Origin of the sequence: Amycolatopsis rhabdoformis (assembly GCF_035918295.1) — a bacterium.
GTDB classification, from domain to species: Bacteria; Actinomycetota; Actinomycetes; order Mycobacteriales; family Pseudonocardiaceae; genus Amycolatopsis; species Amycolatopsis rhabdoformis.
Map to the genome: position 1 here is coordinate 6,297,428 of NZ_CP142149.1, position 12,299 is coordinate 6,309,726.

The 12,299-nt window shown below is 69.5% G+C and carries 12 protein-coding genes and 1 pseudogene; 6 read left to right on the forward strand and 7 right to left on the reverse strand.

Annotation, left to right across the window (positions count from 1 at the left end; all coding sequences use genetic code 11):
• The first annotated feature begins 142 nt into the window (after window positions 1–142).
• On the forward strand, window positions 143–1,315 hold the full coding sequence (locus VSH64_RS28880) for a TetR/AcrR family transcriptional regulator (protein WP_326565876.1): 1,173 nt from the start codon (window positions 143–145) through the stop codon (window positions 1,313–1,315).
• Between the two features lie 57 nt (window positions 1,316–1,372).
• Complete coding sequence (locus VSH64_RS28885) at window positions 1,373–2,575, forward strand: low temperature requirement protein A (RefSeq protein ID WP_326565877.1); 1,203 nt, start codon at window positions 1,373–1,375, stop codon at window positions 2,573–2,575.
• On the opposite strand, the gene VSH64_RS28890 is transcribed toward VSH64_RS28885, so the two are convergent.
• From VSH64_RS28890 to VSH64_RS28900, 3 genes are all read right to left on the reverse strand, one after another.
• Complete coding sequence (locus VSH64_RS28890) at window positions 2,520–3,113, reverse strand: hypothetical protein (protein WP_326565878.1); 594 nt, start codon at window positions 3,111–3,113, stop codon at window positions 2,520–2,522. The genes VSH64_RS28885 and VSH64_RS28890 overlap by 56 nt on opposite strands.
• A 173-nt stretch (window positions 3,114–3,286) precedes the next feature.
• Window positions 3,287–3,820: a GNAT family N-acetyltransferase gene (locus tag VSH64_RS28895; RefSeq protein ID WP_326565879.1), complete on the reverse strand. Its 534-nt coding sequence runs from the start codon at window positions 3,818–3,820 to the stop codon at window positions 3,287–3,289.
• Between the two features lie 54 nt (window positions 3,821–3,874).
• The gene (locus tag VSH64_RS28900) at window positions 3,875–4,411 is read right to left on the reverse strand and encodes an EF-hand domain-containing protein (RefSeq protein WP_326565880.1); all 537 of its coding nucleotides are present in this window, start codon (window positions 4,409–4,411) and stop codon (window positions 3,875–3,877) included.
• Between the two features lie 232 nt (window positions 4,412–4,643).
• Between VSH64_RS28900 and VSH64_RS28905 the strand changes: the two genes are divergently transcribed.
• From VSH64_RS28905 to VSH64_RS28920, 4 genes are all read left to right on the forward strand, one after another.
• Window positions 4,644–5,945 carry an acyl-CoA dehydrogenase family protein gene (locus VSH64_RS28905; RefSeq protein ID WP_326838045.1) on the forward strand — a complete coding sequence of 434 codons (1,302 nt, stop codon included), beginning with the start codon at window positions 4,644–4,646 and terminating at the stop codon, window positions 5,943–5,945.
• A 17-nt stretch (window positions 5,946–5,962) separates the two neighbouring features.
• Window positions 5,963–7,165: an acyl-CoA dehydrogenase family protein gene (locus VSH64_RS28910; protein WP_326565881.1), complete on the forward strand. Its 1,203-nt coding sequence runs from the start codon at window positions 5,963–5,965 to the stop codon at window positions 7,163–7,165.
• Window positions 7,166–7,266: 101 nt separating this feature from the next.
• The gene (locus VSH64_RS28915) at window positions 7,267–8,271 is read left to right on the forward strand and encodes an ABC transporter substrate-binding protein (RefSeq protein ID WP_326565882.1); all 1,005 of its coding nucleotides are present in this window, start codon (window positions 7,267–7,269) and stop codon (window positions 8,269–8,271) included.
• A gap of 100 nt (window positions 8,272–8,371) precedes the next feature.
• Complete coding sequence (locus tag VSH64_RS28920; protein WP_326565883.1) at window positions 8,372–8,803, forward strand: hypothetical protein; 432 nt, start codon at window positions 8,372–8,374, stop codon at window positions 8,801–8,803.
• Between the two features lie 43 nt (window positions 8,804–8,846).
• Here VSH64_RS28920 and VSH64_RS28925 read toward each other — a convergent pair whose 3' ends face one another.
• The 4 genes and pseudogenes from VSH64_RS28925 to map form a co-directional block, all read right to left on the reverse strand.
• A complete protein-coding gene (locus VSH64_RS28925; protein WP_326565884.1) occupies window positions 8,847–9,899 on the reverse strand; it encodes an alpha/beta fold hydrolase in 1,053 nt (350 codons plus the stop codon).
• 126 nt (window positions 9,900–10,025) lie between these two features.
• A complete protein-coding gene (locus tag VSH64_RS28930) occupies window positions 10,026–10,889 on the reverse strand; it encodes an SDR family oxidoreductase (protein WP_326565885.1) in 864 nt (287 codons plus the stop codon).
• 90 nt (window positions 10,890–10,979) lie between these two features.
• Window positions 10,980–11,489, reverse strand: coding sequence for a GNAT family N-acetyltransferase (locus tag VSH64_RS28935; RefSeq protein ID WP_326565886.1), 510 nt, complete (start codon window positions 11,487–11,489; stop codon window positions 10,980–10,982).
• A gap of 16 nt (window positions 11,490–11,505) precedes the next feature.
• Window positions 11,506–12,272: pseudogene (map, locus tag VSH64_RS28940) on the reverse strand (type I methionyl aminopeptidase).
• Window positions 12,273–12,299 lie beyond the last annotated feature (27 nt).

The window sequence follows — 12,299 nt, forward strand, 5'->3', positions numbered from 1 at the left end:
AGCGGCGTGGTTGGACACTTCGGTGTATCTCGTCATCGATCGTACGACGGTTGTCACGCTAATGCCCATTAACATAAGCCCGCAGAACCCGATGGTGTCAATGGGTTGCCGGTGTTCCGATTCGCGCTATCGTCGGTTCACCATGAGTACTCCAGCCCGCGGGTCGCGCCCCCGCGACCGCAAGGCCCAGCTCGCCGCGGTCGCCGCGGGGCTGTTCCGTGCGCGCGGCTTCCACGGCGTCGGCATCAACGACATCGCCGCCGCGGCCGGGGTCACCGGGCCGGCGCTGTACCGGCACTTCTCGGACAAGCAGGCGATCTTGGCGTACGTGGTGCTCGCGGGCATCGACGACATGGAGGCCGTGACCGCCTCGGCGCTCTCCGGCGCCCCTGACCAGCTGGAAGTGCTGCTCACGGGCCTCGCCACGCAGGCCGTCGAACGGCGCGAGATCGCCGCGCTGTGGCGCTGGGAAGGCCCGCACCTGCCCCGCGACGAGCGCCGCGAGATCCGCCGCCGCTCCGGCGCCGTGCTCGACGCGTGGACGAAGGCCCTGCTCGGCGCGCGCCCTTCACTGACCGCCGACGACGCCGAATTCCTGTGCTGGGGAGCGCTGTCGGTGTTCGGCAGCGTGGCCGTGCACCACACCACCGTGGCGCGGCGCCGGTTCGTGCCGATGTTGGTGGAACTGGCGCTGGCTGTGCTCAACACCACACTGCCCGAGGGCCTCGCTGCGCCCGCCGTGCCCGACGGCCTCGGCACCCCGTCCCGCCGCGAACAGGTGCTGGCCGCCGCGACGGCACTGTTCGCCGAACGCGGTTTCCACGCGGTGAGCATGGAGGACATCGGCGCCGCGGCCGGGATCGCCGGCCCGAGCGTCTACCGGCACTTCCCCAGCAAGGCGGCGCTGATGGTCGCCATCGGCCACCGCGCGGCGGACCGGCTCGCGCTGGCCGCCGAGCAGGCGCTGCGCGCGCCCGACGAACACTCCGCGCTGCGCCGGCTGGCCGCGTCGTACGTCCACACGCTGCTGCACACGCCGGAACTGCTCGTGTCCTTCACGGCCGACCGCGTGACGATGCCGGACCGCGACAAGGCCGACCTGCTGCGCGTGCAGCGCGACTACGTGGACCAGTGGGTGGCCCTGTTGGCGACGATCTCGCCGGACCTGCCCGCCCGTGAGGCGAAGATCCGGGTGCACGCGGCGTTGACGATCGCCAACGACCTGGCCCGCACCCGGCGGGTGAGCGGGCGACCGGATTTCGAGGCGGAGCTGACGGTGCTGCTGCACGCGGTGCTGGAGTGCCCGATCCGCTGAAAATCCGCATCGGGCGAAATCGCTCCCCCGCGGCGCTCCGGCGTGCAAGCATTCCGCGTGCCCACCGGACGAAGGCTGCACCTGGTCACGGCTGACGAAGGCCACCGGGTGTCCACGCTCGAGCTGTTCTTCGACCTCGTGTTCGTGTACGCGATCACGCAGACGACCCAGCTCATGGCCGATCACCTGAGCCCCCTCGGCGTCGTCGAGGGGCTGCTGGTGCTCACGGTGCTGTGGTGGTGCTGGTGCAGCTACGCCTGGCTCGGCACCACCATCCACGTCGACCACGGCATCGCGCGGCTCGCGATGTTCGGGGCGATGGGAGTGATGTTCCTGCTCTCGCTCACGGTGCCCGAAGCCTTTAAGGACCGCCCGGGCGGCCTCGACGGGCCACTGCTGTTCGTCGGCTGCTACGCGATCGTGCGGCTGCTTCACGAGGTCGCGTACCTCGGCGCGGCCCGCCACGACCCCGACCTGCGGCGCGTGCTGCTGCGGATGCTGCGTGGCCTGGTGCCGAGCCTCGGGCTGCTGGTGCTCGCCGCGTTCCTCGACGGGCCGTGGCAGCTGGTGCTGTGGGTGGTGGCGCTGGCCGTGGACTACCTGAATGTGTACTTCTCCGGCCCCGCGGGCTGGCGCCTCAACTCCCCGGCGCACTTCGCGGAACGCTTCGGCCTCATCGTGATCATCGCCCTCGGCGAATCGATCGTGGCCATCGGCATCGGCATCGGCCCGGTCCCCATGACCTGGCTGATCGCCGCCTGCGCCCTCTGCGGCATCGCCGTGGCGGCGGGCATGTGGTGGGCCTACTTCGACGTCGTCGCGCGCGCCGCCGAACACCGCCTGTCCGGCGCGCAGGGCCTGGAGCGCACGAAGCTCGCGACGGACTCGTACACGTTCCTGCACCTACCCCTTATCGCCGGCATCGTGCTGGTGGCGTTGGGGTTGAAGAAGGCGTTTTTGTATCTGTCCGACACCGTGCACTACGCCCCGGGCCTCGCACTGCACGGCGTGCCGATGTGGTCGCTCACCGGTGGTCTGGCGCTGTACCTCGTCGCACTGAGCGCGTTGCGGCGGCGGAACCTGGGGAGCTGGAACGTGCAGCGGTTGGTGCTGGCTTTGGTTCTTCTGGCGTTGACGCCGCTGCTGGAGCACGCGCCGGCGGCGGTTTCGGTGGTGGTGGCGGCGTTGGCGATTCTGGCGCTGATCACTTTCGAACGGTTGCCGTGGGCGCGGCGGCAGGTGCATCTTGCGTCGGAGTGAGGCGGTGTTCGGCCGGGTCGTCCAGGGAACGGGCATAGTCGGCAAGTGCGCGGAAGTCGTTCTCCCGTAAGCCGATCCGTGGGTTGACGTGGTGGAGGAGCCCGGGACCTCGATGGTGGGCCGTCACGTAGGCCTGGTCGAGATCGCTCTGCTCGTCGTCCACCCAGGCGAACGGACGGCCATCGGCGTACTCCACCAGCGGTCCGGTCTTCCAGTGGACTCCGTCAGGGCGTTCCTGGAGCAGGGCGTCGCCGAAGTCGACGAACGGAAGTTCCGGAAGGCCGAGCACTGGTGCGAGCAACCGGTTGGCGTCGTCCATCCAGGTGGTCGCCCAGCACAGCTCGAAGCCGAGTTGGAGCAGGATTCGCCCCTGCTCTGGGTTGAGCCAGACCCGGAGGGGACGTCGTCGGGACGTGAGGCCACCCTCATCGCCCCGGGGGACTCTGAGGGTGACGTAGCCGTGGGGACGCCTCTCCGGCTTGGCCGCGTAGGGGTTGAGCGGCCCGTCCACGTCGAGGAACAACAGTGGTCGGTTCACGGCTTCCCCCGGTCTTGCGAGTCCTCAGGATGCACAACCTAGCGGTCACCCGATGGGCATGCGGGCCGCGCAGCAGCCCACCCAGGCGCGAAGCGAACTCAAGACCGTTGCAGGACAGCCCATAGGCCGGCCGGAGATCGCGCCGGAGCGGGTTCAGGGGCACAGGGTGGTGGTCAGGCCGACCACACACCGAACCACTGCTCAGCGTCGAACTCCTCGAACCGCGCCACCTCCGTGAACCCCAGCTTCGCCGCGAGGCGCATCGAAGGTTCGTTGGCCGTCTGCGTACACAGCACCACCGGCTCACCGGCCAGTGCACCAGCGACCCAGCCGAGCGCGGCGGCGCAGGCCTCCGTGGCATAGCCGCGCCCCCAAGCCGACGGGGAAAGCAGGTAGCCGAGTTCGACCTCCCCGGCATCCGGGCGAACGTGCCCAGGGCGCTCCGCGTCGCGGCGGTCGAACATGACGGTGCCGATCATCGCCGCGTCGAGTTCGATCACGAAGGCGCCCGGTCGCCGGCCGGGAACTTCGGGGGCGTCGCGTTCCAGGTCGGCGCGGGGTTGGGGGCCGCCGAGGTAGCGGTGCGCCTCCGGTGAGCTGAAGAGCTCGATGAACGTCGCCCGGTCGCGGGCTTCGGACTCGCGCAGCACCAGCCGTTCGGTCCGGATCGGGAGGGGCGGCCAGGCGACCGGTCCGAGTTCAGCCATGGTGGGCAACCTAGCGCGCGGCGGCGGGGGACAACCCTGCCGCCGCGCCGAGCGTCAGGGCACCAGGTAATTGCCGGCGACGTCCGATTTCGTCGGGTGGTAGTACTCGACGATCCCGTCGCGCCAGATCTGGACCGTGATTCGATCTTGAGCGTCCGGGGAGAATACGTCGAACAGTGCGTCGACGTTGGTCGGGGAGAAACCGATGGCGAGCATCAAAGCGGTGAAAAGCGGGCGGTCGATCAGGCCGTCGCCGTCGGGGTCGCCGAGGGCGGAGAGGGCGTCGGCGAAGTCGGTCACCGTGTCGTCGAACTTCTCGGGCGTCAGGACGCACGCGGTGAACTCGTCGTAGCTCACCTTGCCGTCGCGGTTGGTGTCCAGTTCGCGTTCGACCGTGGTCCACCACTTGGTGAACGAAGCCCGCAACGCCTCCTTCGCCTCGCTGCCCGAACCTTGCGCCACGTCCTCCACGCGGCTGGACATCGCCGCGAAATCGGACTCCTCGAGGTATCCGCTGTGATCAACGTCGAACAATTCGAAAACAACCCTGGTTCGATCTTCGGCAGTGACGGCCATGACTCCCCACATCATTCCGGCGAAAATTCCACATCGAAGTGTGCCGAGGCCCAGGTAACCATGAAACCGATTCCACACTAAAGAGTGCAATGGCCGTCACTCGGCGAATTCACCGGGGAAGCGCAGCAGTTCGGCCGTTCGATCCACGGCCGGTGACGCACCGCCACCGCCGAACCCGTGCTAACCTACTCGCGAGTAGGTAACCCGAGGGAGAGGCCACATGGCTGCGGCGAGGAAACGAGACGCGATGGGCTTCGGTCTGGCCGCGCTCACCCGGCTGGCCGGGAGCGGCGTGATCGACAGGGCGGGGCTGCGCGGGCCCGTGCAGAACCTGGTCAAAGCGGGCACCCGCAACGGTTTCCGCGCGGCGGGAGCGGCCACGCGGTCGTTCAAGTCGATGCAGCGGCTGGGCAAACCGGCGCGGCTCGGCACCCCCGCGCAGGACGACGCCGGGCTGTTCGACCTCACACCGAGCGAAGACCAGCAGCTCATCACCGAAACCGTCACGGAGTTCGCCGCCGAGCAGCTGCGACCGGCCGCCGCGGACGCCGACGCCAAGCTCGCGGCGCCCGAGGGCCTGCTCACGCGCGCGGCCGAGCTGGGCATCAGCCTCGTCGGCATCCCCGAGGAGCTGGGCGGGGCCGGCACCGAGCGGTCCGTCGTGACCAACGCGCTCGTCGCCGAAGCGCTCGCGCACGGGGACATGGGGCTGGCCGTGGCGGTGCTCGCGCCGTCGGCGGTAAGCACGGCGCTCGTGAGCTGGGGCGACGAGCAGCAGCAGGCCGACTACGTGCCCGCGTTCGCCGGCGACAACGTGCCCGCCGCCGCGCTGGCGCTGCTGGAGCGCACGCCGCTGTTCGACCCGTTCAAGCCCGCCACCAAGGCCAAGCGCACGCCGAAGGGCTACCAGCTCGACGGCGTGAAATCGCTGGTGCCGCGCGCGGCGGAGGCGGAGCTGTTCCTCGTTTCGGCCGACCTCGAAGGCCGCGGGCCGGCGTTGTTCCTGGTCGAGTCGTCGTCGGCGGGCGTGACGGTGGAGGCCGAGCCGGCGATGGGCCTGCGCGGCGCCGCGACCGGGAAGCTGCACCTGGAGAAGGTCGCGCTGCCCGCGGGCGCGCTGCTCGGCGGCGGCAAGTCCGACGTGTTCACCGAGGTCGTGCGCCTTTCGCGGCTCGGCTGGGCGGCGCTCGCGGCCGGTACGGCGAAGGCCGTGCTCGACTACGTGGTGCCGTATGTCAACGAGCGCACCGCGTTCGGCGAGCCGATCAGCCACCGGCAGGCGGTCGCGTTCTCCGTCGCCGACATCGCCATCGAGCTGGAGGGCCTGCGTCTGGTCACGCTGCGCGCGGCGGCGCGGGCCGAGCAGGGCAAGGACTACGCCCGGGAGGCCGCGCTGGCGCGCAAGCTGGCCGTGGACAAGGGCATGCGCATCGGCAACGCCGGCGTGCAACTGCTGGGCGGGCACGGCTTCGTGAAGGAGCACCCCGTGGAGCGCTGGTACCGCGATCTGCGTGCGATCGGCGTGATGGAAGGCGCCGTCCTCCTCTGAGAAAGGCTTTCGTTTCGATGATCAACCTCGAAGTCCCGAAGAAGGCCGGCGCGCTGATCAACCAGGCGTACCAGGCCGCGGCCGAAGTGTTCCGGCCGATTTCCCGCAAGTACGACCGCGCCGAGCACACCTACCCCGCCGAGCTCGACATGTTCGCGGCCCTGCTCGACGGCCTCAACTCCTCCGGCGAGGGCGGCGCCGGCGCGGCCGGCGTGCGACGGTCCACACCGGACACGAAACGCGGAAACCGCAACGGCGCCAACCTCAACGTCGTGCTCGGCACGATCGAGATGTGCTGGGGCGACGTCGGGCTGCTGCTTTCCATGCCGCGCCAGGGCCTCGGCAACGCGGCCATCAGCTCCGTCGCCACCGACGAGCAGCTCGAACGGTTCTCCGGCCTCTGGGCCGCCATGGCCATCACCGAGCCCGACTGCGGCTCCGACTCCGCCGCCATCACCACCACCGCCGTCCCTGACGGCGACGACTACGTGCTCAACGGCGAGAAGATCTTCGTCACGTCCGGCCAGCGCGCCGACGCCGTGGTCGTCTGGGCCACTTTGGACCGTTCGAAGGGCCGCGCCGCGATCAAGTCCTTTGTGGTCGAAAAGGGCACGCCGGGCTTCGAAGTCGTCCGCGTGGAGCACAAACTCGGCATCCGCGCCTCCGACACGGCGGTGCTGCGCTTCGAAAACTGCCGCGTCCCCCGCGAAAACCTCCTGGGCACCCCAGACATCGACACCGCCAAGGGCTTCGCCGGCGTGATGCAGACGTTCGACAACACGCGCCCACTTGTTGCGGCCATGGCCGTCGGCGTCGCCCGCGCCGCCCTCGACGAAACCCGCCGCATCCTGGCCTCCGCGGGCGTCAAGATCGACTACGACCACCCCCCGCAGCACCCCTCCGCCGCCACCTGGCTCGCCCTGGAGGCCGACTTCGAGTCCGCCTACCTGCTCACGCTGGAATCGGCGTGGATGGCGGACAACCGCAAGCCCAACTCCCTGCAGGCCTCGATGGCCAAGGCGAAGGCGGGCCGCACGGTCGTCGATGTGACTCTGAAGTGCGTGGAGCTGGCCGGCGTGTACGGGTACACCGAGGAATCCCTGCTGGAGAAGTGGGCCCGCGACGCGAAGATCCTGGACATCTTCGAGGGGACGCAGCAGATCCAGCAGCTGATCGTGGCTCGACGGGTGCTCGGGAAGACGTCAGCGCAGCTCAAGTAGCCGCCACCGGCGTCCGGGAAGGTGCCCGGGCGCCGGACCGACCAAGCAAGAGCAATCACAACCTCTACCGACCAAGGAAAGCCTAAGCTAACATCCGCGGCATGACGATGATGCTCCTCGAGCGCCCGAGAACCGCCGCGACCACTCTCGAAGACGCGCTCACCCGGCGGGGCTTCCTCGCCGGCGGGGTCGGCGTGGGTGCACTCCTCGCGTTGCCCGCCTGTTCCGCGCCGGCGGCGACCCCCACGGCCGCCAGGACGCGCCAGGTGTCCACTGTGAACGGTCCGGTCGAGGTGCCCGAGCAGGCGCTGCGGGTGGTCACGCTCGACAGCTTCACGATGGGCGCGGCGTTCGACCTCGGGCGTACGCCGGTGGGGGTGTACAGCGCGGGTGAGCAGTACGTGGAGCCGCAGTTCGTGGAGAAGTGGCGGCCGATCACGAAGATCTCGAAGGGCACCGTGGGCGGGTCCATCGACCTCGAGAAGGTCGCGACGCTCAAGCCCGACCTCATCCTCGGCATCGACGGCTCGAAGCCGCCGTATGAGCAGCTCAAGCAGATCGCGCCGACGGTGATCCTGCCGTTCAACGCGTCGAAGGTGCCGTGGCGGGACATGAGCAACGCCAGCGCCGACGCGCTCGGGCTCGGCAACGCGCTGAGCAGCCTGCAGCAGCGCTACGCCGACCGCACGGCGGCGATCAAGCGCGACCACGCCGACGTGCTGGCCCGCACGCACTGGAACATCATCCAGGGCGGCTTCGACCAGGGCCAGTTCTGGGTCTACGGCCCGAAATCCCCCATCGGCGGCATCCTCGCCGACGCCGGCGTGCAGTTCGCCACCGCGTCGAAGAAAGCGGTGCAGCAGCAGACCGTTTCCTACGAGCTCATCGAAGATCTGCGCGACGCCGACGCGATCTTCTACTACTCCACCAATGCGGACAAACCGGCCAATCTCGGCTCGGAATTGTTCAGCCAGACGGCGTTCACCAAACTCGCCGCGACCACGGCCGGTCACCTCTACGGCTCCGTCTACTTCCTGCCCAACTGCTACAGCGACGCGCTCGGCGCCCTCGACGCCCTGGAGAAGGCGCTCACGGCACTCAAGTGATTTTTTACCCAACTCACGAGGTAATTCGCGGCCAAGGTGCGGAATATCGGATTGATCTCCTAACGAACGTTTTCCGCACCTTTGCCTTAACCTTCCCCGCATGACGAACCCTGGGGATTACGGCCCGCCGAAGGGCCTGGGACAGGCGCGGATCTTCATGTGGATCCAGGTCGCGTTCAACGTGCTCGGCTCGATCTTCCTCCTGCTCGCCGCGGGCGCGCTGGCGTCCACCTCGGCCGCCGACGACACCGGCACCGCCGGCCTGCTGGTCGTGATCCTCGTGGTCAACATCGTGATGGCGGTGCTCCTGGCGGTCTGCGCGATCCAGCTGCGCTCCGGCAAGCAGTGGCCGTGGATCACGGCGATCGTGGTCGAAGCGATCGTGGTGATCAACGGGATCGTGACCATGATCAGCTCGGGCTTCACCGGCGTGCTGCCGATCGTGTTCGCCGCCCTCGCGCTGAGCGGTCTGCTGCACAAGGACGTTCGCGCGTGGATCGCCGCCCAGCGCGGCCCGGCCACCGCGGTCTGACCGCACGAAAAAGGGGCCACTCGAATTTCGAGTGGCCCCTTTCCTATGCCCGATCGTCGAGGAATTCGTCCAGGTACTTCCACGTGGTGCCGCGAGCCCGGCGTCCGGTGAGCACCCCGAGGTGCCCGCCGGGCGCGGTGCGGAAGCGCACTTCCGGCGCGTTTTCAAGCAGCCGCACCACGCGTTCCACCGAAGCCTGCGGAGCGATCGTGTCGTTTTCACCCGCCACGACGAGCACCGGCGCCTTCACGTCCGACAGGCTGATCTTGCGGCCGTTGAGGTCGACGGTGCCCTCGGCGAGATCGTTGGTGCGGAACAGGCGGTGGTACAGCTGCCCGAACGTGCGGCCCGGATAGGCGTACATGTTGTCCATGAAGTGGTCCACGGCCTCGATCTGCGCGAGGTAATCGCGGTCGTCGAGGTGCGAGAGGATCGCGAGGGGCTTCGTGATCTCCTTGCTGATGCCCGTCGCGCGGAACACGCGAGTGACCAAATAGGACGGTGCGCCGCCGAACGCGCGGTAGACCGGCGTGAGCAGGTGGCCGCCGGTGAGGTCGACGAGCGGGCGGAACGGCGCGACGATCGGGATCGCCGTGAAGTCGACCGGCGACGCGACGGCCGTGATCGACTCGATCGGCAGATCCGGCTGGTCGGCGTTGACCAGCAGCGAGAAGATGCCGCCCAGCGACCACGACACCAGGTGCACGCCTTCGCCGCCGGCGTCCTCGCTCACCTTGCGGATCGCGCGCGGCAGCACCTCGTCGATCCAGTGCTCGATGCCGAGACGGCGGTCGGAGAACGCGACGTTGCCGTAGTCGACGAGGTAGATGTTGCGCCCGGCTTCCACCAGGTGCTCGATCAGGCTGCAGCCGCGGCGCAGGTCGAAGCACAGCGCCGGCGCGGCCAGCGGCGGCACCAGCAGGATCGGCGGCCCCGACACCGGCGCGCCGCTGTGGGTCATGCGGTAGAGCGAGCGGTTGGGGCCCTGGTCGATGAGCACCCGGGGCATCGGGCGCAGGTCGGCGACGCCCCCGCGCAGCACCTTCCCCACGACGTTCGACGCCGCGGCGGCCAGCCGTGCCGTGGGTGAAACCATGTGTGCCTCCTGAGCTCGACCTCTCGGAGGCAATCTTGCCCGGGCCCGCGAGCGGCATCAACACCGCCACACTTGCAAGCACCCGGCAAGCACGTCCATTTCGGACAGTGTCCGCTGAGCGGGAAGCTACTGCCCGGCGTCGGCCGCGGGTGCGCTCTGAGCAGCGCGGGACTCGTATTCGGCCCGGGCCGGCGAATGCGCGGCCGACGCGAGCAGCTGATCACCGCCGAGCGCCCGCACGAACCATTCGCCGAACGCGCGCGGGAACAGCCGCGTGATCCGGCCCGTGAAATCGAGGGACTTCGGCACGAAAACATCGAACTTCGGGTATTTCAGGGCATCGGCGATCGCCGCGGCGACGTCCTCGGGCCCCACCGACTTAATGAACTTCGCCTCGCCGAGCCCCGACGCCAGTTCCGTGCGCACCACGGCCGGCATCACGCACGACACCGACACGCCCGTGCCCCGCAGCTCGAGGTGTACCGCCTCCGACAGCCCGACCACGGCGTGCTTGGTCGCGCAGTACGTGGCCGCGCCGGGGAACCCCGACTTCCCGGCCATCGACGCCACGTTCACGATGTGCCCGGTCCGGCGCGGCTTCATCCGCTTCACGGCTTCGCGCGTGCCGTGGATGACGGCGTGCAGATTGATCTCCAGCATCCGCCGGGTCGCCGCGTCGTCCTCCTCGTCGAGCGGCGCGAGCGGCATGATGCCGGCGTTGTTGATCAGCACGTCGATGGGCCCGACCCGGCGTTCGACCTCGTCGAGGAACTCGGTGAAGGCCCGGGTGTCGGTGACGTCCAACGGCAGCGCGACGGCCTCGGGCCCCAGCTCACCGGCCGTCTTCTCCGCGCGGACGTGGTCGAGGTCGCCCAGCACCACGCGCGCGCCGAGCCGCTTGAGCGCGGTGGCCGTGGCCGCCCCGATGCCCTGCGCGCCACCGGTGATGACGACGACCTTGCCGGCGAGCGTTCGCGGCTGCTTGGCCATGGCGGGCTCCTCCTGCTGCTTCGGGGCTCTGTTGGCGTGGTGTCAATATCGTGCCCCGGAGCGGTCCCGCGCGCCAGTCGGCTACTCCGATCAGGGACGTTGTTCGAAGACCTGACCGATCCAGCCGTCCACGTCGAAGCGAACCGTCGGTGTGAAGCCCTGGCCCTCGTAGTAGCGCTGCAGCGCCCCGTCGCCGCCGGCCCAGCAGTCCACGCGCACCAGACCGATGTTCTTCTGCCGAGCCACGACCAGGGCGTGCGCCAGCAACCGCGCGCCCACCCGCTCCCCGCCGAACCGGCGCGACGTGATGAGCAACCGCACGTACAGCTCGGGCTCACCCGGCGGCGGCACGTGCTCCGGACACTGCTCCCCCACGATCAACGCCCCCGCCGGCTCACCGTCCAGCTCCCCGATGCGCAGGCCCGGCTCCTTAGCCATGTCGGCCACCCGCGAAGCCCGGTGCGGAATGCTGCTCCACGGCTGGTCACCCCACTGCCCGGCGCTGCCGCGGGCCACGAGCCACTCGACGGCTTCGTCGAAGAACTGCAGCAACGTGTCGGCGTCGGCTGCGGTGCCCGGGCGGATCGTGAAGGTCCCCATGGCCGTCGTTCTACCCCTACGGCAGCGTGAGGACCACCGGTCCGGCCTCGGTGATCGCGACGGTGTGCTCGGAGTGCGAAGCTCGCGTGCCGTCGCTGGTGTGCACGGCCCAGCCGTCGGCGGCGTGGCGGTAGGTGTCGAGGCCGCCGCGGGTGAACATCGGTTCGAGGGCGAGCACCAGACCCGGCCGTAGGCGCAGGCCGCGGCCCGGGCGGCCGTCGTTGGGCACCGGCGGGTCCTCGTGCATGGCGCGGCCGATGCCGTGGCCACCGTGGTCTTCAGTGACGCCGTAACCCGCGGCACGGCCGATCTCGGCGATGGCGCAGGAGATGTCGCCCATCCGGTGGCCCGGCTGAGCGGCCGTGATCGCGGCGGCGAGCGCGGCTTCCGTGGCCGCGATCAGCGCCAGGTCAGCCGGGTCCGGGCGCCCGACGACGAAGCTCACCGCCGCGTCGCCGTGCCAGCCGTCGATCGCGGCGCCGCAGTCGATGCTCAGCAGGTCGCCGTCGCGTAGGCGGTGTCCGCCGGGGATGCCGTGGACGATCGCGTCGTTCACGCTCGCGCAGATCACGCCCGGGTACGGCGTCGGCGCCCACTCCGGGTGGTAGCCGAGGAATGACGGCTTCGCGCCCCCGTCGGCGATCACCTGCGCCGCGACGGCGTCCAGCTCGACCAGCGTGACGCCGACCTGCGCCGCCTCCGCACCGCGCTCAGCGCCCGGGCCACCACTCGGCCCGCCTCCCGCATCACCGCGAGCTCGGTCGCGGTCTTCAGTTCCACCATTTCGATAACTATACCGGTATAGTTATC